Here is a 24220-nt window from a genome sequence, read left to right as displayed (position 1 = left end):
ATTGACGGGCGGGGCGGCCCGGTGGAACAGTCGCAGCACCAGACATCTGACGGTACGTCAGAATCTGACCAGACGTGGTGACGACGACAGGGACGGTGAACCGCCTTGGAATTCGGGCTGTTCGTACAGGGATACGTGCCGGTGGCACGCTCGTCGGTCGACCCCCAGGCCGAGCACAAGGCGCTGATGGAGGAGACCGAGTACGTCATCCAGGCCGACAAGTCCGGCTTCAAGTACGCCTGGGCCTCCGAGCACCACTTCCTGGAGGAGTACTCGCACCTGTCCGCCAACGAGGTCTTCCTCGGCTACCTCGCCCACGCCACCGAGCGCATCCACCTCGGCTCGGGCATCTTCAACCCGCTGGCCGCGGTGAACCACCCGGTGAAGGTCGCGGAGAAGGTCGCGATGCTGGACCACCTCAGCGAGGGCCGCTTCGAGTTCGGCTCCGGGCGGGGCGCGGGCTCCCACGAGATCCTGGGGTTCATGCCGGGAGTCACCGACATGAACCACACCAAGGAGATCTGGGAGGAGACCATCGCGGAGTTCCCCAAGATGTGGCTCCAGGACGAGTACGTGGGGTTCCAGGGCAAGCACTGGTCGCTGCCGCCGCGCAAGATCTTCCCCAAGCCGTACGGGAAGTCGCACCCCGCGATGTGGTACGCGGCCGGGTCCCCTTCGTCGTACGCCATGGCCGCCAGGAAGGGCCTGGGCGTCCTCGGCTTCTCCGTCCAGAAGGTCTCGGACATGGAGTGGGTCCTGGAGCAGTACAAGACGGCGATCCGGGAGGCGGAGCCGATCTCCGACTTCGTCAACGACAACGTGATGGTGACGTCGACGGCGATCTGCGCGGAGACCCATGACAAGGCGGTGGCCATCGCGGCGGCCGGCGGACTGAACCGCCTGCAGTCCCTGGTCTTCCGCTACCACGACACGTTCCCGAGGCCGGAGGGTGTACCGGAGTGGCCCGAGCTGCTGCCCGAGTACACCACCGAGATCATCGAACTCCTCATCGCGGAGGAGCTGATGATCTGCGGTGATCCGGAGGAGGTGACGCGGCAGTGCAAGCGGTGGGAGCAGGCGGGGGCGGACCAGCTGTCGTTCGGGCTGCCCATCGGGGTGCCGTACGAGGACACGATGAACACGATCCGGTTGATCGGGGAGCATGTGATTCCGAAGATCGATACGGATCCTGTGCACAGGACGACCCGATTCCGCGGGTCGGCGGGAGTCTGACTCGGGACTCCGCCCCGAACCCCCTTCTCGGCCGCTGTTTGTCCGCGGGTGGGGGTGGGCTGGTCGCGCAGTTCCCCGCGCCCCTGAATGCCTGTGGCTGAGCTGGGTTCTCCGGTTGCGGCGCAGTACCTAAGGGGCGCGGGGAACTGCGCGAGCAGCCCCCACCCCACCCGCAGCCCCCGGAGGGTTTGGGGAAGGGGCGGGGTGGGGGTCAAAACAGGCGCGGGACGGCGACCTCCCGGAACGTCGGCCCGTACCCCCGGCCGGAGCCCCCCGCGGCGGCGGCCCGCCACACGGCCCCGGCCGGGGCACCCACGTGAGGGAGAGGGACATGCTCGACCACCTGATCCGGCGCGCCACCGTCGCCGACGGCACCGGCGCCCCCGCCTACCCCGCGGACATCGGCATCCGAGCAGGCCGCATCGAGGCGATAGCCGAGCCCGGCACCCTCGCCCCCCACACCGCCCGCACCAGCGAGGACGCCGACGGACTCGTCCTCGCCCCCGGCTTCGTCGACCCCCACACCCACTACGACGCCCAGCTCTTCTGGGACCCGTACGCCACCCCGTCCATGAACCACGGCGTCACCACCGTCGCCGGCGGCAACTGCGGCTTCACCCTGGCCCCCCTCCACCCCGACCGCCCCGAGGACGCCGACTACACCCGGCGGATGATGGCCCGGGTGGAGGGCATGGCGCTCAAGGCCCTGGAGGACGGGGTCGACTGGAGCTGGTCGACGTTCGGGGAGTATCTGGACGCCCTCGAAGGACGTATCGCCGTCAACGCCGGGTTCATGGTCGGCCACTGCGCGCTCCGCCGCTACGTCATGGGCCCCGACGCCGTCGGCGGCGACCCCACCCCCGCCCAGCTCGACGCGATGCTGCGCCTCCTCCACGACGCCATGGACGCGGGCGCCTGGGGCCTGTCCACCACCCAGTCGTCCACCCACTCCGACGGCGACGGCCGTCCCGTCGCCTCCCGGCACGCCGGCCCCGCCGAGCTCATCGCCCTCGCGCGGGCGGTCGGGCAGCACGAGGGCACCCAGATCGAGGCGATCGTGGCGGGGTGCCTCGACCAGTTCGCGGACGAGGAGATCGACCTCCTGGTGGAGATGTCGGCCGCCGCCGGGCGTCCTCTCAACTGGAACGTGCTCACCATCGACGCGGCCGTCCCCGAACGCGTCCCGCGCCAGCTCGCCGCCAGTGAGCGGGCCCGCCGCGCGGGCGGCCGGATCGTCGCGCTGACCATGCCGATCCTCACCCCGATGAACATGTCGCTCGGCACCTTCTGTGCCCTCAACCTGATCCCGGGATGGGGGGAGATCCTCAACCTCCCCGTTCCCGAACGGATTGCGAAGCTGCGCGAACCCGCCGTACGCGCCGAGATGCTGCGCCGCGCCCAGAGCAAGGAGGCCGGGGTCTTCCGGCGCCTCGCCGACTTCGGCCGGTACGTCATCGGCGACACCTACTCCGAGGCCAACGCCTCGCTCACCGGACGCGTGGTGCGCGACATCGCCGCCGAACGCGGCCAGGACCCCTTCCACTGCCTGGTCGAGATCTGCGCCAACGACCGGCTGCGGACCGTGCTGTGGCCGATGCCCACCGACAACGACCCGGCCAGCTGGGCGCTGCGCCGGGAGACCTGGCAGCACGAGGACGTCCTGCTCGGCGGCTCCGACGCGGGCGCCCACCTGGACCGGATGTGCGGCGCCCCGTACACCACCCGCTTCCTCGGGGACTGTCTGCGCGGACGCGGTCTTGTGCCGCTGGAACAGGCCGTGAAGATGCTCAGCGACGACCCGGCCCGGCTGTTCGGGCTGCGCGGGCGCGGACGGATCGAGGAGGGCCACCACGCCGACCTCGTCCTCTTCGACCCCGAACGCGTCGCGGCCGGGCCCGCCACCCTCGTCCACGATCTGCCGGGAAGGAGCCCGCGCCTGGACTCCAAGGCGATCGGTGTCGTCTCGGTCCGCGTCAACGGCGTCGAGACGATCCGCGACGACGTGGTGACCGGCGCCGTGCCCGGTACGGTCCTGCGCTCAGGACGCGACACGAGGACGGTGTCGGTCAAGTGAGCCTGTACGAGCCGAAGCTGTTCATCGGGGGCGAGTGGGTCGAGCCCGACGACGGACGGTACGAGATCGTCGACCCCGCCACCGAGGAGGTGGTGGGCCTGGCCCCCGAGGCGAGCCGCGCCCAGGTCCACGCGGCGGCGTCCGCCGCCCGCCAGGCCTTCGACGGCTGGTCCCGCACCGCCCCCGAACAGCGCGCCGCGATCCTCGACCGGGCGGCCGACGTCATCCAGCGCGAGTTCGCCGCGTACGCCGGACTCGTCCGCGCCGAGAGCGGCGCCACCACCGCCACCGCGCGCGGGATGCAGGTCGCGGTGGGCGCGGCCCGCTTCCGGCGGTACGCGAAGGGCGCCCTGGAACCGGTCGAGAGCGCCGTACCGCCGCAGATCAACGAGGCCGGGCCGATGGGCGCGGCGGGCGTCTTCGGGGCGGTCGCGGTACGGCAGCCGGTGGGTGTGGTCACCTGCGTCACCTCGTACAACAACCCCTGGGCCAACCCGGCGGGCAAGGTCGCGCCCGCGCTCGCCATGGGCAACACGGTGGTGGTGAAGCCCGCCCCGCAGGACCCCCTCTCGGTCTTCCGCATGGCCGAGGCGCTCGCGGAGGCGGGGGTGCCGCCGGGCGTGGTGAACGTGGTCACCGGCTCCGCACCGGCCGTCGGGGAGGCGGCCGTGGACTCACGGGACGTCGACATGGTCAGCTTCACCGGTTCCACGGCGGTCGGGCAGCGCATCGCGGAGGTGTGCGGCCGGGGCATGAAACGCCAGCTGATGGAGCTGGGCGGCAAGGGCGCGGCGGTGGTGTTCGAGGACGCGGACCTGGGGTCGGCGGTGCGGGGGATCGGCACGACGTTCTCGTTCTACAGCGGCCAGATCTGCACGGCGCCGACGCGGGTCCTGGTCCACAGGTCGGTCCACGACGAGCTGGTGCGCCAACTGGCCTTGTACGCGCGGCACTTGGCGGTGGGCGATCCCTCGGCGCCGGGGACGGTGGTCGGGCCGGTGATCTCGGCCGCGCACCGGGACCGGGTGGAGTCGTATGTGGAGCTGGGACGGAAGGAGGGGGCGCGGGTGGTGGCCGGGGGCGAACGGCCGCCGCTGAGGCGCGGGTTCTATGTGGCGCCCACCCTGCTCGCCGACTGCACGCACGACATGCGCGTCGTCCGCGAGGAGATCTTCGGGCCGGTGGTGGCGGTGGTCCCCTTCGACGACGAGGAGGAGGCGGTCGCGCTGGCCAACGACAGCGAGTACGGCCTGATCGACTACGTCTGGTCGGGCGACGTGGCCCGCGCCTTCCGGGTGGCGCGCCGGCTGCGGGCGGGCGGGGTGGGGGTGAACACGGTGGGGCGGAACATGGAGGCGCCGTTCGGAGGGTTCAAGAGGAGTGGGGTGGGGCGGGATGTGGGGTCGTACGCCTTGCAGGCGTACAGCGAGCTCCAGTCCATAGTCTGGCCGGGCTGACCCCCGCGCCCCTAAAGGCCTGTGGCTGAGCTTGTTCTCTGGCTGCGGCGCAGTACCTAAGGGGCGCGGGGAACTGCGCGACCGGCCCACCACCGGCCCGCACACGACACACGCCCCCCAGCATCACTCCCCCAGGAACACCGGATTCGTGAACGCCGCCAAGGGTCCGGGCAGGCCCGGAGTGACCGGTGCGTGGCGGACCTCCGCCCGTACGTACGTCGCGTACGAACCCGTCGTCCCCCACTCCGCACTCCCCGCCCCCGCCCCGGAACCCCCCACCGCCGTACTGAACACCGTCCCCTGGTCCGTCACGAAGGACACCGTGCAGCCCGGTGCGCCCGTGACGTCCAGCCGTACCGTGACCGGCTCGTCGGCCGGCACCCGCAGCCGGTCGCCGATCCCCGCGTGCTCGCCCCGCGCGCCCGACACCCCGAAGGTCACCGAGACCGCCGAGGACTCCGCGACGTACGAGCGGCCCGCCCGCAGGCCCGCCTGGACGGCCTGCCGGGACAGGTCGTCGGCGAGGACCACCGTCTGGGGGCCGCCGATCCGGTCCGGGTCCCGGTGCGCGTCGCTGTTGCCCATCGCCGGGGTCCACCGCCCGCCCGAACGCGCCGCCACCGCCAGCATTCCGTCCCACTCCTGGAGCGAGACCTCGTCGTCCGGGGTGTACGGCCCGTTCCACACCTCCACCGCGTCCGCCTCGGCGAACCCGAACTTCCAGTTGCAGCCGACGCACGTGCCGTGCGGATGGGCCGGGACGACCAGGCCCCCGGCACGCCGGATCTCCCGGGCGAAGTGGCCGAAGCGGTTGTCGCGGGCGCGGTAGCGCCAGTCGACGAAGGTGCCCGGGTCGACGCCGAGCGCCAGCACGTGGCCGTTGCGGGTGGTGATCTCCTCGCCGGTGAGGATCAGCAGGTCGTCGCCCCACAGGCCCTCCCACGCGGGGTGCGAGGCGTGCGTGTTGTGGTCGGAGGTGTTGATGAAGTCCAGGCCCGCCGCCCGCGCGAGCGCCGCGATCTCGGCGGGGGTGCGCCGGCCGTCGGAGTACCAGGAGTGCAGATGGCAGTCGCCCCGGTACCAGGCCCGGCCCCGCCCCCGGGCGCGGGCCGGCGGGTACACCGGCCGGGGCGTGGTGCCCCGCTCGCCGTACTTCAGGGTGATCGTCACGGTGTACGGCAGCCCCTGCGGCGCGACCGTGTAGGGGCCGAGCACGATGTGCCAGGTCCCGGCCCGGACCGGGCCCGGGACGTAGCCGGGGGTCGCCGCGTCCGCCCGGATGAAGAACTCGGTGCGGGCCCCGCCCGACCAGCCCCGGAAGCCCCGGCCGCCCAGCTCGGTGCCGCGCTCGTCGAAGACGCCGATGTCCAGGGCGTTGTTCGGCGTGCCCGCCGGGACGGCCGCCTTCTCGTACGTGTACGCCACGGCCAGCTCGCGCACCCCGCGCGGAACCTCCACCGGCAGATGGACGAAGTCCGGCGCGCCGGGCGGCAGGGTGCCGGTGACGGTCCGGGTCGTCTCCCCGGAACCGCCGGAACCGCCAGAACCGCCCGAACCCCCGCCCCCCGGCGCCGCGTCCGCGAAGCTCACGGTTCCCAGCGTGAGCGCGGTGGCCGCTCCCGTCACGAACAGTGCGCGCCGCCCCAGCGTGGCGTCGCGGGTGCCGTCCTGGGCTCTGTCCTCGGATCCGGATCCGGTCATGGCATGCGCTCCCGGCGGGGGTGGAAGGGGCCTGTCGGTTGGTGCCTGTCCGTTCGTGCCTGTCCGTTCGTGTCCGTCGCTGTCCACAGTCGTACGCGCGTATGAACGTCCGGGCAAGGGGCGGCGGTTGGGCGATGGCCGGTCCGTGGCGCCCGTGTGGCCGGGCGGTATCCCTTGCACCTGGAGGGGCGCGGGGATAGGAAGTGGGGATGCGTATCGCCACCACGATCTTCCTCACCGACGAGACGATCACCCCCGTCCGGCTCGCCCGCGAGCTGGCGGCGCGCGGATTCGCCGGGGTGTACCTGCCGGAGCACACCCACATCCCCGTCGAGCGCCTCTCGCCGTACCCGCCGGGCGGCGAGCTGCCCCGCCAGTACAGCCGCACCCTGGACCCCTTCGTCGCCCTCGCGCAGGTCGCCGCCGTCGCCCCGTCGCTGGACCTCGGCACCGGCATCACGCTGGTGGCCCAGCACGACGCGATCGACCTCGCCAAGCAGGCCGCCACCCTGGACCACCTCTCCGGGGGCCGCTTCACCCTCGGCGTCGGCTACGGCTGGAACCGTGAGGAGGCCGCCGACCACGGGGTGGAGTGGTCCACCCGCCGCGAACTGGTCCACGACCGTCTGGCCCTGATGCGGGCGCTGTGGGCGGAGAAGCCCACCGCGTACGAGGGCCGCTTCGGCTCGGTGCGGGCGAGCGAGGCCCACCCCAAGCCGGTACGGAACGGGGCGCCGCGCGTCCTGATCGGCGGCGCGGCGGGACCGAAGCTGTTCGCGCACATCGCCGAGCACGCGGACGGCTGGCTGCCGATCGGCGGCGGCGGGCTCACCGACTCCCTGCCGCTGCTGCGCCGCGCCTGGGAGGAGGCGGGCCGCGCCCCGGCCGACCTCCGGGTCGTCCCGTACGCGGTCCTGCCCGACCCGGGCAAGCTCGCCCACTACGAGCGGCTGGGCATCGAGGAGGTCATCGTCCAGCTCCCGTCGGCGGACGAGGCGACGGTCCTGAAGGCGCTGGACGACTTCGGGCCGTTCCTGAGCGCGGCCTGAGCGCGCCGCGGTCCGCACTTCAACACCCCCGCACCCCCGACCGGCCCCCGCTCGTATGCTCGGGGGATGACCTCCAGCGCGCAGGAACCGCAGGCAACCGCACCCACCGCCAACGCGATGCGGCGCGCCCTGAGACGCGCCCGGGACGGTGTCGCGCTGGACACCGCCGAGGCGGCCGTACTGCTCCAGGCACGCGGCGAGGACCTGGTGGACCTCGCCGCCTCCGCCGCCCGGGTGCGCGACGCGGGGCTGGAGGCGGCGGGCCGCCCGGGAGTCATCACGTACTCCAAGAGCGTCTTCCTGCCGCTCACCCGGCTGTGCCGGGACAAGTGCCACTACTGCACGTTCGTCACCGTGCCCGGCAAGCTGCGCCGGGCCGGGCACGGGATGTTCATGTCCCCCGACGAGGTCCTCGACATCGCCCGCCGGGGCGCCGCGCTCGGCTGCAAGGAAGCCCTGATCACCCTCGGCGACAAGCCGGAGGACCGCTGGCCCGAGGCGCGCGAGTGGCTGGACGCGCACGGCTACGACGACACCATCGCGTACGTACGGGCCATCTCCATCCGCATCCTGGAGGAGACCGGCCTGCTGCCGCACCTCAACCCGGGGGTGCTGTCGTGGACCGACTTCCAGCGCCTCAAGCCCGTGGCCCCGAGCATGGGCATGATGCTGGAGACGACGGCGACCCGGCTGTGGTCGGAGCCGGGCGGCCCGCACTTCGGCTCCCCGGACAAGGAGCCCGCCGTACGGCTGCGGGTCCTGGAGGACGCCGGCCGCTCCTCCGTCCCCTTCACCAGCGGGCTGCTCATCGGGATCGGCGAGACGTACGAGGAGCGCGCCGAGTCGCTGTTCGCGCTGCGCCGCGTGGCCCGCTCGTACCACGGCGTCCAGGAGCTGATCATCCAGAACTTCCGCGCCAAGCCGGACACCGCGATGCGCGGCATGCCCGACGCGGAGCTGGACGAGCTGGTCGCCACGGTCGCGGTGGCGCGGCACATCATGGGCCCCTCCGCCTGCCTCCAGGCGCCGCCGAACCTGGTGGACAGTGAGTACGGACGGCTCATCGGGGCGGGCATCGACGACTGGGGCGGGGTGTCGCCGCTCACCATCGACCATGTGAACCCGGAGCGGCCCTGGCCGCGGATCGAGCTGCTCGCCGCGGAGTCCGCCGCCGCCGGCTTCGAGCTGCGCGAACGTCTGTGTGTGTACCCCGAGTTCGTGCTGCGCGGCGAGCCCTGGCTGGACCCGCGGCTGCTGCCGCACGTACGGGCGCTCGCGGACCCGCTGACGGGCCTGGCCCGGCCGGACGCGGTGGTCGAGGGCCGTCCGTGGCAGGAGCCCGAGGAGGCCTTCACCTCCACGGGCCGTACCGATCTGCACCGCACCATCGACACCGAGGGCCGCACCGCCGACCGGCGCGACGACTTCGACGAGGTGTACGGCGACTGGGAGGCGCTGCGGGAGGCGGCGGCCCCGGGGATGGCGCCCTCCCGGATCGACACCGACGTCCGGGCCGCGCTCGCCACCGCCGCCGACGACCCGACGAAGCTGACCGACGACGAGGCGCTGGCGCTGCTGCACGCGGACGGCCCGGCCCTGGACGCGCTCTGCCGGATCGCGGACGAGCTGCGCCGGGACGTGGTGGGCGACGACGTCACGTACATCGTGACGCGGAACATCAACTTCACCAACGTCTGCTACACCGGCTGCCGCTTCTGCGCCTTCGCCCAGCGCCGCACCGACGCCGACGCCTACTCCCTGTCGCTGTCGCAGGTGGCCGACCGGGCCGAACAGGCCTGGGAGGTGGGCGCGGTGGAGGTGTGCATGCAGGGCGGTATCCACCCGGACCTGCCGGGCACCGCGTACTTCGACATCGCGCGCGCGGTCAAGGAGCGCGTACCGGGCATGCACGTGCACGCCTTCTCGCCGATGGAGGTCGTCAACGGAGCCACCCGCACCGGCCTGTCCATCCGGGAGTGGCTGACCGCCGCCAAGGAGGCGGGGCTCGACTCGATCCCCGGCACGGCCGCCGAGATCCTCGACGACGAGGTCCGCTGGATCCTCACCAAGGGAAAGCTGCCCACCGCCACCTGGATCGAGGTGGTGAAGACCGCCCACGAGCTGGGCATCCGCTCCTCGTCCACGATGATGTACGGCCATGTGGACCAGCCCCGCCACTGGCTCGGCCACTTCCGTACGCTGGCGCGCATCCAGCAGGAGACCGGCGGCTTCACCGAGTTCGTGACGCTGCCCTTCATCCACACCAACGCGCCGGTCTACCTGGCCGGGATCGCCCGCCCCGGCCCGACCACCCGCGACAACCGCGCGGTGATGGCGATGGCCCGCCTCCTGCTCCACCCGCACATCACGAACATCCAGACCAGCTGGGTGAAGCTGGGCACCGAGGGCGCCGCCGAGATGCTGCGCTCGGGCGCCAACGACCTGGGCGGCACCCTGATGGAGGAGACCATCTCCCGGATGGCGGGGTCGAGTTACGGCTCGTACCGCTCCATCAAGGACCTGGTGGCCATCGCGGAGGCGGCGGGCCGCCCGGCCAGGCCGCGCACCACGCTGTACGGCGAGGTGCCGCCCGAGCGGCGGGCCGCGGCGCTCGCCTCCGACGGCCATCTGCCGGAGCTCCTGCCGGTGCTGGGGGACTGAGCGGCCGAGGCGCCGGAGGCCCGCTGTCAGGGGGGCGTCGCATACTGATCCCATGGCAGCGGGCAGAGCGTCGATGCAGGAGCTCATCCGGCGGCGCAGACGGGCGGGCTTCGTCGGGCGCCGGGGCGAACTCGCCCTGTTCCGGCAGAACTTCGACATCCCCGTCGACGACGAGCGGCACCGGTTCGTCTTCCACGTCCACGGGGCCGCCGGGGTCGGCAAGACCTCGCTGGTGCGCGAGCTGGAACACACCGCGCGCGAACGCGGCGCGGTGACGGCGTGCGCCGACGAGGCCGTCAACAGCGTCCCCGAGACGCTCGCCGCGCTCTGCGCCCACTTCGCCCGCCAGGGACACCCCCTCAAGTCCCTGGAGCGGCTCCTCGCGACCTACCGCCGGATGCGGTACGAGGCGGAGTCCGCCGCCGCCCCCGCCGCTTCCGGGCCCACCGCGCCCTCCCCCGGCGCCTCGGTGCTCGCCCAGGCGTCCCTGGCGGGCCTCGGCCTGGTGCCGGGCGTGGGCGCGCTGACGGGCGCGGTGGACGCCCAGCAGCTCGCCCAGGGCGCCGACCGGGCGCGGGCGGCGCTGAGCGCCCGGTTCGGCAAGCAGCAGGACGCCCAGCTGGTCCTGGACCCGGTGCGGGCCCTCACCCCGGTCTTCGTCGCGGAGCTGGCCCGGCTCGCCGACGAGGCGCCGTGGACGGTGCTCTTCTTCGACACCTACGAGCGCACCTCGCCCTTCCTCGACACCTGGCTGCGCGACCTGATCACCACCGAGCGGTACGGGGCGCTGCCCGCCCAGGTCGTGGTGGTCCTCGCGGGACAGCGCCGGCTCGACCCCGGCTGCTGGGCCGACAGCGCGGACCTGGTGGCCGAACTGCCCCTGGACCTGTTCACCGAGACCGAGGCGCGCCAACTGCTCGCCGCCAAGGGCGTGGTGGACGAGGACGTCGTCCGCGATGTGCTGCGGCTGTCGGGGCGGCTGCCCGTCCTGGTCTCCACGCTCGCCCAGAACCCCGGCGACGCGCGCGCCCCCGGCGCCACCGCCGTGGACCGCTTCCTGAGGTGGGAGGGCGACCCGGTGCGCCGGGCCGCCGCGCTCGCCTGCGCGCTGCCCCGCCGCATCGACGAGGACGTGTTCCGGGCGGCGGTCGACGCGGACGCGGCGGGGCTGTACGGGTGGCTGCGGTCCCTGCCGTTCGTCAGCGACCACGGCGGGGGCGCCCAGTACCACCCGGTGGTGCGCACGGCCATGCTCGGCGTCCAGCGCACCGGCTCCCCGCAGCGCTGGAGCGACTGCCACCACCGGCTCGCCGAGGCGCTCGCGGCGCGCCGCGAGGCTGCCGGGCCCGTCCCCGCCCGGCAGCCGTGGAGCGGCGAGCGGTGGCGCGAACTGCGCCTTGAGGAGTCCTACCACCTGCTGTGCGCCCGGCCCGGGGCCGCGCTCGCCCGGATGCTGCGCGACGGCGTGGACGCCTGCGAGGCCGGGCCCGCCGCCGCCCGCCGCTGGGCCACCACGCTCGCCGAGGCGGGCGAGGACGCCGACGACGGGCCGCTGCGGCGCTGGGGCGCGGACTGCCTGGCGGCCCTCGCCGACGAACGGGCGGGCGTGGACCGGGTGGTGGGCCTGCTGCTGTCCCGGGGCGGCCTGGACGCGGCGGGCCGCGCGGCGGCCCATGTCGTCCGGGCCCGGGAGATGCGCCACGCGGGCGCGCACGAACAGGCGCTGACCGAGCTGGACCAGGCGATCGCGCTGGACCCGGGCCGGGCGCGGGCGTACTACGGGCGGGCCGTGGCGCGGTGCGCCCTGCACGGCCCGGCGGCGGCGCTGCCCGATCTGGACCGGGCGTGCGAACTGGCGCCGGACGACGCGTACTACATCGGCTACCGGGGCGACATGTACCGGCGGCTGGGGCTCTTCGAGGAGGCGCTCGCGGACCTGGACCGCGCGATCCTCCTCGACCCGGGCGACGCCTGGGCGCCCGCCAGCCGCGGCCGGATCCGCCACCAGACGGGCCGGCTCGAAGACGCCCTGGCGGACCTGGACCGGGCCCTGGAGCTGAACCCGGACTACGTGTGGGCGCTGGTGCGCCGGGCCCAGGTGCGGCGCGGCCTCGCGGACCCGGCGGGCGCGCTGGCCGACCTGGACCGCGCGGAGCGGCTGTCGGCGCAGCCGGCGTGGGTGGTCGGCGAGCGCGGCGACCTCCTGCGCTCGGCGGGCCGCCACGAGGAGGCGGTGGCGGAGTACGGACGGGCCTTCGCCCTCGACGGGTCGTACGCGTGGGCGCTCGGCAGCCGCGCCCTGTCCCTGGAGGCGCTGGGCCGCCACGAGGAGGCGCTGACCGACTTCGGCCGCGCGCTGGAGCTGGAGCCCGGCTACACCTGGGCGCTCATCATGCGGGCCCGGCTGCGCACCGAACTGGGCGACCCCCAGGGCGCGTCGGCGGACCTGGACCAGGCGGTCGCGCAGGCACCGGACGACGCGTACGCGCTCACCTGGCGCGGCCGGGTGCGGCGGCGGCTGTGGCGGGTGGCGGGGGCGCGCGCGGACCTGGACCGCGCGGTAGGTCTGCCCGGCTCCGGGGTGCCGCCGCTGCTGGAGAGGTCGTTCCTGCTGGCGGACCTGGGCGAGACGGCGGCCGAACTGGCCGACCTCGACCGGGCGGTGGCCCTGGCCGGTTCCGGGGACCGGGGGGTGCGCGCGGCACGGGGGGAGGCGTACTGGCGGGCCGGGCGGTACGAGGAGGCCCTTCGCGACTACGCGGCGGCGGCCGAACAGGACCCGGCGGACCCGGCGGACCCGGTGGACCCGGTGCCGGTGGCGGGCCGCGGCCGGGTGCTGCTGGCGCTCGGACGGTACGAGGAGGCGTACGAGGCGCTGGCGCGGGCGGTGGCACTCGACCCCGGGCAGGGCGCGCTGCACGCGGCGGTGGCCTCGGCGCTGCTGTCCCTGTCCCGGCCGGGCGAGGCACTGGCGGCCCTGGACCGGGCGCTGCTGCTCGACCCCGAGATCGGCTGGGCGTACGGGCGCCGGGCGCGGGTGTGCCTGGCGGCGGGGGGTGCGGCGGGTCCGTTCCTGGACCACTGCCTGGCGCTGCTGTCCGGCCGCGTCCCCGCCGGTCCCGCCCGGGCGGCGTCGCACCGGGCGCGGGGCAACTTCGGGGCGGCGGCGGACGCGGCGGCCTCGCTGCCGGGCGAGGAGGGCGCGTTCCACCGGGCGATGGCGGCGAGCCGGGCGGGCGGCCCGGCGCACTGGCGGGGCGACGGCGTGGTGGCGGCGTGCGCGCGGGGCGACTGGTCCCGGGCGGACGCCCTGCTGGCGTCGGCGGGGGGCGTGTCGTGGGAGGGGTGGGCCGGGCGGGCGGAGGGGTTGGAGGAGCTGGGTCTGTGCGGGGCCGCCCCGTCGGAGCTGAGGGACCGGACGACCCGGGCGTGGACCCTCCTGGGGGAGCTTCCCCCACCCCCCTGAACCCTCCGGGGGTGGGTGGGGATTTCCCCGGGGACTCCGTCCCCGGACCCCTGACGGGGGCTGCGCCCCGGACAGCGTCTTTCGCCCGCGGACCGTGCCGGCTTGCTCGCGCAGTTCCCCGCGCCCCTAGGCAGCCAGGGGCGCGGGGAACTGCGCGGCCAGCCACCCCCTAACCCGCGGACAAACCCCGCCCCCCCGGAGGGTCTCCGCAGGCCGGGGGGATCAAATCTCGCCAGAGAGCGGTCCCGTGCGGTCTTATTCGCCCGCACCCAATCAATTACAGTGCTGCGCCATGACCGCAGCAGCCACCGGACCCGCCACCTCCATATGGGGCCGCACCGAGCAGCAGGACTTCCGCAGCCGAGTCCGCGGCAGCCTCCTCGGTGGTGCGATCGGCGACGCGCTCGGCGCCCCGGTCACCCCCCTCGCCCTCGACGCGATCCGCGCCCGGTACGGGCCGCAGGGCGTCACGGGCCCGGCTGCCGGGGGGCGTATCACCGCCGCCACCCAGCTCACCCTCTTCACCGTCGACGGGCTCATCCGCGCCCAGGTCCGCCGCGACACCGGCGCCTGGCACCCCCCGACCGACGTGCACCGGGCGTATCTGCGCTGGAGCGCCACCCAGCGGGACTGGGGGCCGGACGAGCGGCGTACGGACAACGGGTGGCTGGCCGCGGAGGAGTGGCTGTACAGCAGGCGCGACCCCACCCGGCCGTGTCTGCTCGGGCTCGCCGACGACGTCATGGGCACCCTCGACCGGCCCAAGAACCCCGACGCCCGCGACGCCGCCGCCGTCACCCGCTCCGGCCCCTTCGGTCTGCTCGTCGGCTGGGAGCCGCAGCTCGTGCTCCAGCTCGCCGTGGAGTGCGCCGCGCAGACCCACGGCGACCCCGCCGCGTACCTCTCGGCCGGGGCTTTCGCCGTGGTCGTGCACGGGCTCGCCCGGGGCGAGTCGCTGGACGCGGCCGTCCGGCGGGCGCTCGGCCTGCTCGCCCAGCGCCCCGGCCACCAGCCCGTCACGGACGCCCTCCAGAACGCGCTGGGCGCCGTACGCCAGGGCATGCCCGGCCCGGACCTGGTGGCCTCGCTGGGCGAGGGGCACCTCGCCCAGGACGCGCTGGCCGTCGCCGTGTACTGCGCCCTGGTCGGCGAGGACATCCGCCACGGCCTGCTGCTCGCCGTCAACCACGGCGGCCCCTCCGGCGCCACCGGCACCCTGTGCGGCACGCTCCTGGGCGCGCTGCACGGCGAGACCGCCCTCCCGCCCGGCTGGGTCGCGGGCCTGGAAGGGCGCTCCACGGTCCTCCAACTCGCCGACGACTTCGCGATGGAGATGACCCAGGGGCCCGCCCTGCACGGCCCGGGCATCAACTCCCCGGGCTGGCTCGCCCGCTACCCCCGCGCCTAGGGCGACACGCCCTGGGGGCAGGCCGTCCTCAGAGCTCCAGCGCCTTCGCCTCGCCCGTCTGCGCGGGGACCGCCGCCGACGCGGAGCCGGCCCCGGAGCCGTGGCCGTCGCCGTCGCCGTCGGAGTTGATCCGGGCCAGCAGCGCGTCCCGCTCCGGGGTGTCCTCCGGCCGCACCAGGCCGATCACCACGTACAGCACCAGCGAGACCGCCAGCGGCACCGACACCTGGTACTGGAGCGCCACGCCCGTACGGTCGGAGCCGTCCAGGTCGTAGTTGACCAGGAAGAACGTCACCAGGCCCGCCGCCCAGCTGGTGAGCGCCGCCGTCGGGCCGGACTTGCGGAAGGCGCGCAGCATGCCCAGCATGAACGGGATCGCGATCGGGCCCATCAGACCCGCCACCCACTTGATCACCACGGTGATGATGTCCTTGAAGGCGGGCGAGTTGACCTGCGTGGCGATCGACATCGACAGGCCGAGGAACACCAGCGTCGAGAGGCGCGCCGCCAGCAGCCCCGCCCGTGAGTCCCAGCCGCGCGCCCGCCGCGAGAGCGCCGGGGCGATGTCCCGGGTGAAGACGGCGGAGATGGCGTTGGCGTCGGAGGAGCACATTGCCATCGTGTGGGAGAAGAAGCCGACGATGACCAACCCGAGCAGTCCGTGCGGCAGCAGGCTCTCGGTCATCAGGGCGTACGAGTCCGAGGCGTCCGGCTTCTTGGCGTGCACCAGCAGCGGCGCGCACCACATGGGGAAGAACAGGACCGCCGGCCAGACCAGCCACAGGATCGCGGAGAGCCGGGCCGAACGGGTCGCGGAACGGGCCGAGTCGGTGGCCATGTACCGCTGGGCCTGGTTCCACATGCCGCCGTTGTACTCGAAGGTCTTGATGAAGAGGAACGCGAGCAGGAACGTCACCGTGTAGGGCCCGGCGGTGGGGTCGGCGTGGCCGCTGGGGAGCTTGTCCCACACGGTCCACAGCGCGCTGAACCCGCCGAGCTTGCCCATCGTCGCGACCAGCATGGCGACACCCGCGCACAGCTGGATGACGAACTGCCCGAGCTCGGTGAGCGCGTCCGCCCACAGCCCGCCGACCGTGCAGTACACGGCCGTGATGCAGCCGGTGATGAAGATGCCCTGGGTGAGGGTGACGCCGGTGAACACCGACAGCAGGGTGGCGATGGCGGCCCATTTGGCGCCCACGTCCACGATCTTGAGCAGCATCCCCGACAGGGCGAGCGCGAGCTGGGTGGGGATGTTGTAGCGGTTCTTGAGGTATTCGAGCGGCGAAGCCACCCGCAGTTTGGAGCGCAGCCGGTTGAGGCGGGGCGCGAAGAGCTTGGCGCCGATGCCGATGCCCACCGCGATGGGGAAGGACCAGGTGACGAAGGACGTCACACCGTAGCGGTAGGCGATCCCCGCGTATCCCGTGAACATCACCGCGCTGTACCCGGACATGTGGTGCGAGATGCCCGAGAGCCACCACGGCATCCGGCCCCCGGCCGTGAAGAAGTCCGAGACGTCGTCCACCCGCTTGTGGGACCAGACGCCGATCGCGACCATCACGCCGAAGTAGCCGATGAGTACGGCCCAGTCGAGACTGTTCATTTGTCCCCTCCGAGGGGTCCGCCTTGTGAACGTCGAGGTGTATGCCGGTGCTCTTCGTCAGTACGTCCGGCTCAGCGGGCCCCGTGCGGGAGCGGGGACTTCCGGGGATTGAACCGCCTGTTCGGAGGGCTGGTCAAGACGTTCGGCGGTCACGGATATGAACGCAGGTCAGGAAGCAGAACGATTTTGCGTGCCCTTTGCTTCATTGAGTGTTGTCGCCCCGAGCGGGCCCGCCCCACCATGAACGGGCCACTTCGTCAGACGCGTACCTACGCGAAGGGCCGCACGGGATGCGGGTCCCGTGCGGCCGGGAGAGCGGGTCCACCTGGTTCTGCTAGCGCATGATCTCGCCCGCGTTCACCAGCAGCGACTGCCCGGTGATCGCCCTGGCCCGGTCCGAGGCCAGGAACGCCACGGCCTGCGCCACGTCCGTGTCCGTCGCCAGCTCCGGCAGGGCCATCCGCTCGGTGAGCCGCCCGAGCACCTCGGCCTCGGGCACCTTCTCGGTGTGCGCGGTGAACCGGACGTACGCCTGCACCGGCGGCCCCCACATCCAGCCCGGCAGGACCGTGTTCACCCGGATCCGGTGCGGCCCGAACTCCCGGGCCATGGAGTACATCGCGGACGTCAGCGCGCCCTTGGACGCCGCGTACGCCGCCTGGCTCACCTGGGAGGGCGCGGCGATCGCCGACTGCGTGCCGACGATGACCACCGCGCCGCCGCGCTCCTTGAGGGCCGGCAGGCACGCCCGGGTCATCCGCAGGGTGCCGAGCAGATTCACGTCGAGCACGCCCTGCCAGGTGGTGAGGTCCGCGTCCTCGATCCCGCCGAAGTAGCTGTCCCAGGCCGCCACATGGACCACCGCGTCGATCCGGCCGAACCGCTCCAGCGCCAGCGCGGCCAGCGCCTCGCACTGGGCCTCCACGGTGATGTCGGTGGTCCGCCAGGCGGTGTGCGCGCCGCCGGGGTCGATCTCGTGGGCCGTCTTGAGCAGGTTCTCCTCGGTGCGCGCGCCCAGCACCGCGTTGCCGCCGTCCCGTACGACGGTCGCGGCCACCCGGTGCCCCAGGCCCGCCCCGACACCGGACACGAGGACCGTCTTCCCGCTCAGCGACATCTGGGCGCCTCCCGGCTCTGGCAGTTCTTCTGACGGGGCGTCAGAGTAGGGCGGTCGGCGGCAGGAGGGAAGGGGAGCGCGGTGGGCGAGGAGACCAGGAGCGAGACGTACGCGGAGCTGGCGGCGGTGGGACCGTACGGGGTGCACCCCGGCCACGCGCTGATCACCATGGTGGAGCCGCATCCGGGCCATGAGTACGCCTACAACCGCTGGTACGAGGACGACCACTACTACGCCGGGGCCATGGCGATGCCCTGGATGTTCGCCGGGCGGCGCTGGGTGGCGACCCGCGCGCTCCAGGAGCTGCGCTACCCGGAGGAGTCGGCGGTGGCCCGGCCGGTGACCACCGGGTGCTACCTCTCCACGTACTGGATCACCGAGGGCCGCTACGACGACCACATGAGGTGGACCGTCGGCATCAACAAGCGGCTCAACCGGGACGGCCGCGTCTACCAGGACCGTACGCACGTCTTCACCGCCTTCCAGGACCACGAGGCGACCGTCTACCGGGACGGGGCGGCCGGTCCGCGCGACTACCACGCGCTGGACCACCCGTACGCGGGCCTGGTCCTCCAGGTGATCGACTCCGGGAGCCCGGGCCGGCGCGCCGAGCTGGTGGAGTGGCTGCGCTCGCGGCATCTGCCGCGCCGGCTCGCGGGCGGCCCGGCCGCGCTGGTGACGGTCTTCCGGCCGACCCCGCTGCCCGGCGACCGGATGAGTTACGTCAAGCAGGTCGAGGGGGTCGGTACCCGTCTCACGCTGCTGTGGTTCCTGGAGCGGGACCCGGGCGAGGTGTGGCAGGAGCACTTCGCGGATCTGGGGGCGGTGGTCGCCGGATCGGGGCTCGGTCGGGTCGAGCTGGCCGCGCCCTTCATCCCCACGGTGCCGGGCACCGACCGCCATGTCGACCGGCTGCGTCGCTGAGCGGGTGTGCCCGGACAGCAACCAGCCCCCTCGGCCAGGACGGCGGACCAGTCGAGAGGGCCTTGCTCACTTCGCGGTGGAGCGATGCCGGTGGAGGTCAGACTCCACGCGGAGAGGTGCGGTTGACGTCCTGGAGGAAGGCCGACCACGTCTCGGGGGCGAAGTCCAGCTTCCCGTGGAGCGGGTTCTTGGAGTCGCGGACGGAGACGGTCGAGCGGTCCGCCGCCTTGATCTCCACGCAGTCGCCGTTCACGGCGGAGTACGAGGACTTGGTCCAGTCCGTCAGTGCAGGGTGCTGAACACGCATGATGACTCCGATGCTTGATCCGGTTGTCCGGGTGCTGTGCCCGGCCGCTGAGGCCAGCGGGTCTGCGTGTGACGCTACGCCGCAACATCACCGGCCGCAGGGGCCGTTCACCCGTCCGGATGGCATATTCCCTTGGGACCTTCTCAGTTGAGGAAGCCAAGGTGTAGGGTGCCCGCCCCCGAGGGCCCGGCCGTCCCTGGTGTCACTCGCTCACAGCGAGTACCCGTCCACCACACGGTGGATGAAGTCCCGCGAGTGCTCGGCGCTGAGCGCCTTGGCCCGCAGATGCTCGTACATCACGGTGTAGCTCTGTACGTCGGCGGCCTTCTCCAGATACAGGTCGCTGGTGACGCCCTCCAGATAGACCACGCTCGCGTCCATGGCGTCGTGGAACTCCAGGATGGCGAACTTGCCGTACATCCCCGGATGCGCGCCCGCGTCGTACGGCAGGACCTGGAGCGTCACGTGCGGCTGCTCGCTGAGATGCGCCAGGTGCAGCAACTGGTCACGCATGATCTGCTCGTTGCCGACCACCCGGCGCAGCAGCGCCTCGTCGATGACCGCCCAGAAGCGCAGTGGGTTGGACGGGTCGGTGAGCCGGTCCTGGCGTTTGAGCCGGATCTGGATCCGTTTGTCGATGTCGCTGGAGGCGGCCTCGGGCCACATGCCCTCGATGACCGCCTGCGCGTACTCCCGGGTCTGGAGCAGTCCGGGCACGATCAGCGACTCGTAGACGCGCAGGCTCGCCGCATCCGTCTCCAGACCGATGTAGACGCTGTACGGGATGTCGCCGAAGGCGTGCCACCAGCCCTGCTGCCGGGAGTCCTTGGCCATCTGCATCAGGGAGTCGACGATCCGGTGGTCCTCGACCTCGTACACCCCGCACAGGTCGCGTACGTCGCGCTGGCTGATGGAGCGGCGGCCGTTCTCCAGTCGGCTGATCTTCGACTGGGAGACCAGCAGGCGCTCGGCGACCTCCTCGGCCGTCATGCCCTTGAGCTCGCGGAGCCGACGGAGCTCCTGGCCCAGTCGGCGTCGCCTGACGGTGGGATTGACGTTGGACGCCACGGGAACTGCACCTCCGGCTGCGGCACTGCTGCTGCTCTTCTGCTCTTGTGCTCAGCAGACTGCCACCAAAGTTCCCGGCCGCGCTGGGAAATGGCCACACACGGTGGGGTCCTGGCTACCGGCGGTACGAGCGCCGGGCCTCGGCGGACGCGAGTCGCGCGGGACCGGCGAAGGCCGGCCCCGCGCGCCCGTGACGCGACTCCCGAACCGGGTCGTGAGGGGGACGTCGGTGCGGCGGTGGTGCGGGGTGGTGCCCTGGTGCTGGGTGGTACGGGTCGTGCCGGTGGTGCCGTGGTGCGTGAGGTGGTGCCGGAGCGGGCCGCTAATGGGCCACGGCGCGGGCCATGCCGCCACGGTGCGGCTGCATCGGGACGCCGGGCGCGGTCGCGGTCGCGCGGGCGCCCGCCGCGGCGGCGGGACCGCCGGCGCTGCGACGCGGTTGCGCGCCCACTCCGTTCTGGACGTCCATGACGGCGTGCGCCACCAGTCCGCCCATCGGGTCGTGCCTGATCAGATCCCGGAGGCGGGAGCGCGATGAACGCCCCTCGTTGCCGGGGTACAGGTGCTTGCCGAGTCCGACCGCGTGGGCCAGCGCGGCGAGCGCCGCGGTCCGCGGGTCCGGCGGTACGCCGGTGCGGATCGCACTGTCCAGCCGGGCCCTGATGTCCCGGCTGATCGCCGTGTCCGTCGCTTGGTAGCGAGTCGTCGGCAGCACTCCGCACATCTGGCCCGCCACGGCATGGACCATGCCGCACCGCTCCAGGTGCGTGAGGTAAATCTGGCGCAGCCCCAGCCGGGGCCCGCCGATCCAGTGGACGGCCCGGACCGGACTGCCGCGCCTGCGCAGCAGTTCCAGTGCGGAGTCCAGTGTCGGATCTCCTGTCGGCCGTGCCATCACCACGGCGATACGATCCCCGTCTGGGGCTATCCGTCCTGCCAGAGCCAGCTCCACTAGCTGGGCTCCGGCGAGGCCGAGGTCGAGCGACTGCGGCTGCGCTGTGGTACCCGTGGCCGGGTCCAGAGCGAGCAGCAGAAGCTCCTCCGGAATTGTTCTGCGGCTCCTGCCCATCCATGCCTCCCCGCGTGGATGAATGACAGGGTGACCCCTCTCACATTCATCTGTCGAGAGCGCCTGGCCGGTACGTACGGGAACCGACAGGTATGTCGTTCTCGTCTAGCACGGGGGTCAACCCCGCACACAGGACACTGGTAGATGGTTCGGACAGGTTCGGACGGCGCCCCGGGGCGCCGGGAGGAGGCATCGGTGGCGGGCGAGTCCCCCGACAGGTCGAAGCAGCAGCAGTCGTCGGGGGAGACGACTTCGAGCGAACGCGATCCCCGTGTGGCGGTGTTCGGACCGGATGACGGTCCCGGCGCCGCGTCCGGTTCCGCACCGGAGCGCGAGGGTTCCGCGAACGGCTCCGCGGCTGGTTCGACGAACGGCTCCGCGAAGGGTTCCGTGAACGGGTCCGCGGCCGGTGCGGCCAACGGCTCCGCGAAGGGTTCCGCGAGCGCGGCCGTGAACGGCTCGGGCGAGGGTGCCGGTGCCGACCGGGCCGCGGACGGTGGTTCCGCCCCCGTGGACCAGGCGACCGCGGTCTTCCGCGCCCCGCGCCCGGCGGAACCCGAGTCCCGCGACACCCGCCTGCGGGCGGCCGTGGCGGCGTGGGTGGCGACGGACGACGAGGCCGATGCCGCTGGTGCCGCGGACGAGTCGGCGGGTGCGGGTGCCGGTGCCGCGAAGGACGAGGAGCCCGCCGGGGAGACCACGCCCGTACGGGAGAGTGCGCCCGCGCCGAAGGCGACCCCGGCCGCCGGGCCGGACAAGGCCGCGGCCGAAGCCTCCGAGGACGTCCCCGGGGCTCCGGATGCCGACGCCGAGACCGCTTCGGCGTCGCGTGCGGGCCGGGCCGCCGACAAGGCAGAGGGCAAGGCGGCGGACAGGGGCGCGGACGAGAAGTCGGCCGAGGCGCCTCGCGAGGCTGCCGACGGGCCCGTCCAGAGGGTTGGCGGGGCCTCTGACGCCGATGAGCCTGCCGTCGAGGCCGAGGTGCAGCGGACCGGCGATGCCAGGTCCGACGCGAAGCCGAGCGGCGACGCGAACCGGACCGGCGATGCCAGGTCCGAGGCGAAGCCGAGCGGCGACGCGAAGTCGGCCGCCGATGCCACGGCCGACCCGAAGCCCGCCGCTGACGCGAAGCGGACCGGCGATGCCACGGCCGACCCGAGGCCGACCGCCGAGGTGAAGCCCGACGCGAAGCCGACCACCGACGCGAAGCCGACCGGCGACGCCAAGGCCGACGCCGCGAAGGCCGACGCCGCCAAGCCCGCCGCCGCCGCCGGGGCCGTCCCCGACCCCGATGGTGACGAGTCCGGCCCCCGGGGCCGGTCCGCCTCCTGGGGTGCCAAGCCCAGCGCCGCGGGCGCGGGCGCGCGGGCCGGCGCCGGTGTCGATCAGCCCACCGCCGTCTTCAAGGCCGTCAAGCCGCCCGTGGTGGACCAGCCGACCACCGCCATCCGGCGGCCGGGCGGCACGGCCGAGCCCACGGCCGAGCGGGCCAGCACGTTCGTGCCGTTGCGCTCCGACGACGTACGCCCGGCCACCCCCAAGGCCGCCCCGGACACGGAGAAGCCGGCGCCGGGCAAGCCGAAGGCCGAGGTCGCGAAGGCCGCCGTGCCGGCCGCGCCCGTCTCGCCCCGGATCTCCGTGCCGGACGCCGACGCCGCCGAGCGGACCCGGCAGCAGCCGCTGCCGCCGAAGCCGCCGCTCGACCTGCTCGCGGAGCTCACCAACACCCCGCCCCCGGCGCAGACCCCGGTCCGCACCGCGGTGCGGCGGTTCAAGATCTGGACCCCGCTGGTCATCCTGCTGCTGATCGTCTTTGCGGTCGTACAGTTCGTACGCCCGCTTCCTGACGCTGAGCTGACGATGACGTCGGCGCCGGACTTCACCTTCGACGGCGCCGCCCCGCAGCTGCCGTGGCCGTCCGAGGGCCAGGGCATGATCACCGTGTCGGGCCTGGGCACCGTGGGGCGGTTCGGTGAGGAGAAGCCGGTCCCGATCGCCAGTGTCACCAAGTCGATGACCGCGTACATCATCATGCGCGACCACCCGATGAAGGTGGGCTCCAAGGGTGCCTCCATCCCCGTCGACGGCCTCGCGGAGAAGGAGGGCGGCTACAACAAGGCCGGCAAGGACGAGTCGACCGTCGACACCATCAAGGCGGGTCAGTCGCTCAGCCAGAAGGACGCGCTCAGCGCGGTCATGATCCCGTCCGCGAACAACGTGGCGCGCCTCCTCGCGCGCTGGGACGCGGGCTCGGAGGCGGCGTTCGTCAAGAAGATGAACGACACCGCCAAGCAGCTCGGGATGACGAACACCACGTACACCGACCCGTCCGGTCTGACCGCCACCACCGTCTCGACCGCCGCCGACCAGGTGAAGCTCGCGACCGAGCTGGTGAAGGACCCGGCGCTGGTGGAGATCACCCGGCAGCCGTACTGGTACGACTCGACCGGCCAGAAGTGGCCGAACTACAACAAGCTGGTGCCCTACTACGGCGCGATCGGCATCAAGACCGGCTCCACCTCCAAGGCGGGCGGCAATCTGCTCTTCGCCGCCGTCAAGGAGGTCGGCGGTACGAAGCAGACGATCGTGGGCGCGGTCTTCGGCCAGCACAAGGCCGTCTCGATCCTCGACCTGGTCAACAAGGTGAGCAAGGACGTCCTGCTCGCCACCCGTAAGTCGCTGACGTCGCAGACCGTGATCAAGAAGGGTGACGTCGTCGGGTACGTGGACGACGGCCTCGGCGGCAAGGACCCGGTCGTCGCGACCAAGGACCTGACCGTCGCCGGATGGCCCAGCCTGAAGGTGGCGATCTCGCTCACGGCCGGCGGCGGCAAGCTGCCGCACTCCGCGAAGGCGGGCACGGTGGTCGGCAAGCTGACCGTGGGCTCCGGCACCGGTCAGGTCTCGGCTCCGGTGGCCCTGCAGAAGAATCTCGCGGAGCCCGGCTTCGGGGCGAAGCTCACTCGTCTGGGCTAGGGAGACGCAGGAGCGGGGGGGGGGGGGGGGGGGGGGGGGGGGGGGGGGGGGGGGGGGGGGGGGGGGGGGGGGGGGGGGGGGGGGGGGGGGGGGGGGGGGGGGGG

Annotated in this window: 15 protein-coding genes; 9 read left to right on the top strand and 6 right to left on the bottom strand. The window is 73.2% G+C overall.

What is annotated here, in order from left to right; translation table 11 throughout:
• Positions 1-105: 105 nt before the first annotated feature.
• The 3 genes from ACZ5ID_RS04110 to ACZ5ID_RS04100 all read left to right on the top strand — a co-directional run bounded on the left by ACZ5ID_RS04110 (position 106) and on the right by ACZ5ID_RS04100 (position 4764).
• Positions 106-1233, top strand: coding sequence for an LLM class flavin-dependent oxidoreductase (locus ACZ5ID_RS04110; protein WP_358835534.1), 1128 nt, complete (start codon positions 106-108; stop codon positions 1231-1233).
• Positions 1234-1564: 331 nt separating this feature from the next.
• Positions 1565-3307: an N-acyl-D-amino-acid deacylase family protein gene (locus ACZ5ID_RS04105; RefSeq protein ID WP_468893214.1), complete on the top strand. Its 1743-nt coding sequence runs from the start codon at positions 1565-1567 to the stop codon at positions 3305-3307.
• Positions 3304-4764, top strand: coding sequence for an aldehyde dehydrogenase family protein (locus ACZ5ID_RS04100; RefSeq protein ID WP_468893212.1), 1461 nt, complete (start codon positions 3304-3306; stop codon positions 4762-4764). The genes ACZ5ID_RS04105 and ACZ5ID_RS04100 overlap by 4 nt, the downstream gene beginning before the upstream one ends.
• A gap of 123 nt (positions 4765-4887) precedes the next feature.
• On the opposite strand, the gene ACZ5ID_RS04095 is transcribed toward ACZ5ID_RS04100, so the two are convergent.
• Positions 4888-6465 carry a CehA/McbA family metallohydrolase gene (locus ACZ5ID_RS04095; RefSeq protein WP_468893211.1) on the bottom strand — a complete coding sequence of 526 codons (1578 nt, stop codon included), beginning with the start codon at positions 6463-6465 and terminating at the stop codon, positions 4888-4890.
• A gap of 209 nt (positions 6466-6674) precedes the next feature.
• On the opposite strand from ACZ5ID_RS04095, the gene ACZ5ID_RS04090 reads away from it, so the two are divergent.
• From ACZ5ID_RS04090 to ACZ5ID_RS04075, 4 genes are all read left to right on the top strand, one after another.
• A complete protein-coding gene (locus ACZ5ID_RS04090) occupies positions 6675-7514 on the top strand; it encodes a TIGR03619 family F420-dependent LLM class oxidoreductase (RefSeq protein WP_468893210.1) in 840 nt (279 codons plus the stop codon).
• A 66-nt stretch (positions 7515-7580) separates the two neighbouring features.
• Positions 7581-10175: a bifunctional FO biosynthesis protein CofGH gene (locus ACZ5ID_RS04085; RefSeq protein ID WP_468893208.1), complete on the top strand. Its 2595-nt coding sequence runs from the start codon at positions 7581-7583 to the stop codon at positions 10173-10175.
• A gap of 52 nt (positions 10176-10227) precedes the next feature.
• Positions 10228-13641, top strand: a complete 3414-nt coding sequence (locus ACZ5ID_RS04080) for a tetratricopeptide repeat protein (protein WP_468893206.1) — start codon at positions 10228-10230, stop codon at positions 13639-13641.
• Positions 13642-13933: 292 nt separating this feature from the next.
• On the top strand, positions 13934-15049 hold the full coding sequence (locus ACZ5ID_RS04075; protein WP_468893204.1) for an ADP-ribosylglycohydrolase family protein: 1116 nt from the start codon (positions 13934-13936) through the stop codon (positions 15047-15049).
• A gap of 28 nt (positions 15050-15077) precedes the next feature.
• Here ACZ5ID_RS04075 and ACZ5ID_RS04070 read toward each other — a convergent pair whose 3' ends face one another.
• Complete coding sequence (locus tag ACZ5ID_RS04070; protein ID WP_468893202.1) at positions 15078-16655, bottom strand: sodium:solute symporter family protein; 1578 nt, start codon at positions 16653-16655, stop codon at positions 15078-15080.
• Between the two features lie 334 nt (positions 16656-16989).
• Positions 16990-17772: an SDR family oxidoreductase gene (locus ACZ5ID_RS04065; protein WP_468893201.1), complete on the bottom strand. Its 783-nt coding sequence runs from the start codon at positions 17770-17772 to the stop codon at positions 16990-16992.
• Between the two features lie 81 nt (positions 17773-17853).
• Between ACZ5ID_RS04065 and ACZ5ID_RS04060 the strand changes: the two genes are divergently transcribed.
• The gene (locus ACZ5ID_RS04060) at positions 17854-18696 is read left to right on the top strand and encodes a hypothetical protein (RefSeq protein WP_468893199.1); all 843 of its coding nucleotides are present in this window, start codon (positions 17854-17856) and stop codon (positions 18694-18696) included.
• Between the two features lie 97 nt (positions 18697-18793).
• Here ACZ5ID_RS04060 and ACZ5ID_RS04055 read toward each other — a convergent pair whose 3' ends face one another.
• The 3 genes from ACZ5ID_RS04055 to ACZ5ID_RS04045 form a co-directional block, all read right to left on the bottom strand.
• The gene (locus ACZ5ID_RS04055) at positions 18794-19003 is read right to left on the bottom strand and encodes a DUF397 domain-containing protein (protein ID WP_468893197.1); all 210 of its coding nucleotides are present in this window, start codon (positions 19001-19003) and stop codon (positions 18794-18796) included.
• A 210-nt stretch (positions 19004-19213) separates the two neighbouring features.
• Positions 19214-20071: a helix-turn-helix domain-containing protein gene (locus ACZ5ID_RS04050; RefSeq protein ID WP_358836841.1), complete on the bottom strand. Its 858-nt coding sequence runs from the start codon at positions 20069-20071 to the stop codon at positions 19214-19216.
• Between the two features lie 322 nt (positions 20072-20393).
• Complete coding sequence (locus ACZ5ID_RS04045; protein ID WP_468893195.1) at positions 20394-21140, bottom strand: GOLPH3/VPS74 family protein; 747 nt, start codon at positions 21138-21140, stop codon at positions 20394-20396.
• A gap of 390 nt (positions 21141-21530) precedes the next feature.
• Between ACZ5ID_RS04045 and ACZ5ID_RS04040 the strand changes: the two genes are divergently transcribed.
• Positions 21531-24116: a D-alanyl-D-alanine carboxypeptidase gene (locus ACZ5ID_RS04040; RefSeq protein ID WP_468893193.1), complete on the top strand. Its 2586-nt coding sequence runs from the start codon at positions 21531-21533 to the stop codon at positions 24114-24116.
• Positions 24117-24220: the final 104 nt, after the last annotated feature.

The organism is Streptomyces sp. NPDC031670, assembly GCF_055580545.1.
Note: the sequence above shows the minus strand (reverse complement) of the source record. Positions and strands in the feature narration are given on the sequence as shown.

What these genes read in the sequence shown, in the direction of transcription:
- ACZ5ID_RS04105 (WP_468893214.1), top strand. Translation starts at nt 1,565, where the DNA reads ATGCTCGACCACCTGATCCGGCGCGCCACCGTCGCCGACGGCACCGGC.
- ACZ5ID_RS04095 (WP_468893211.1), bottom strand. Translation starts at nt 6,465, where the DNA reads ATGACCGGATCCGGATCCGAGGACAGAGCCCAGGACGGCACCCGCGAC.
- ACZ5ID_RS04090 (WP_468893210.1), top strand. Translation starts at nt 6,675, where the DNA reads ATGCGTATCGCCACCACGATCTTCCTCACCGACGAGACGATCACCCCC.
- ACZ5ID_RS04085 (WP_468893208.1), top strand. Translation starts at nt 7,581, where the DNA reads ATGACCTCCAGCGCGCAGGAACCGCAGGCAACCGCACCCACCGCCAAC.
- ACZ5ID_RS04080 (WP_468893206.1), top strand. Translation starts at nt 10,228, where the DNA reads ATGGCAGCGGGCAGAGCGTCGATGCAGGAGCTCATCCGGCGGCGCAGA.
- ACZ5ID_RS04075 (WP_468893204.1), top strand. Translation starts at nt 13,934, where the DNA reads ATGACCGCAGCAGCCACCGGACCCGCCACCTCCATATGGGGCCGCACC.
- ACZ5ID_RS04070 (WP_468893202.1), bottom strand. Translation starts at nt 16,655, where the DNA reads ATGAACAGTCTCGACTGGGCCGTACTCATCGGCTACTTCGGCGTGATG.
- ACZ5ID_RS04065 (WP_468893201.1), bottom strand. Translation starts at nt 17,772, where the DNA reads ATGTCGCTGAGCGGGAAGACGGTCCTCGTGTCCGGTGTCGGGGCGGGC.
- ACZ5ID_RS04055 (WP_468893197.1), bottom strand. Translation starts at nt 19,003, where the DNA reads ATGCGTGTTCAGCACCCTGCACTGACGGACTGGACCAAGTCCTCGTAC.
- ACZ5ID_RS04045 (WP_468893195.1), bottom strand. Translation starts at nt 21,140, where the DNA reads ATGGGCAGGAGCCGCAGAACAATTCCGGAGGAGCTTCTGCTGCTCGCT.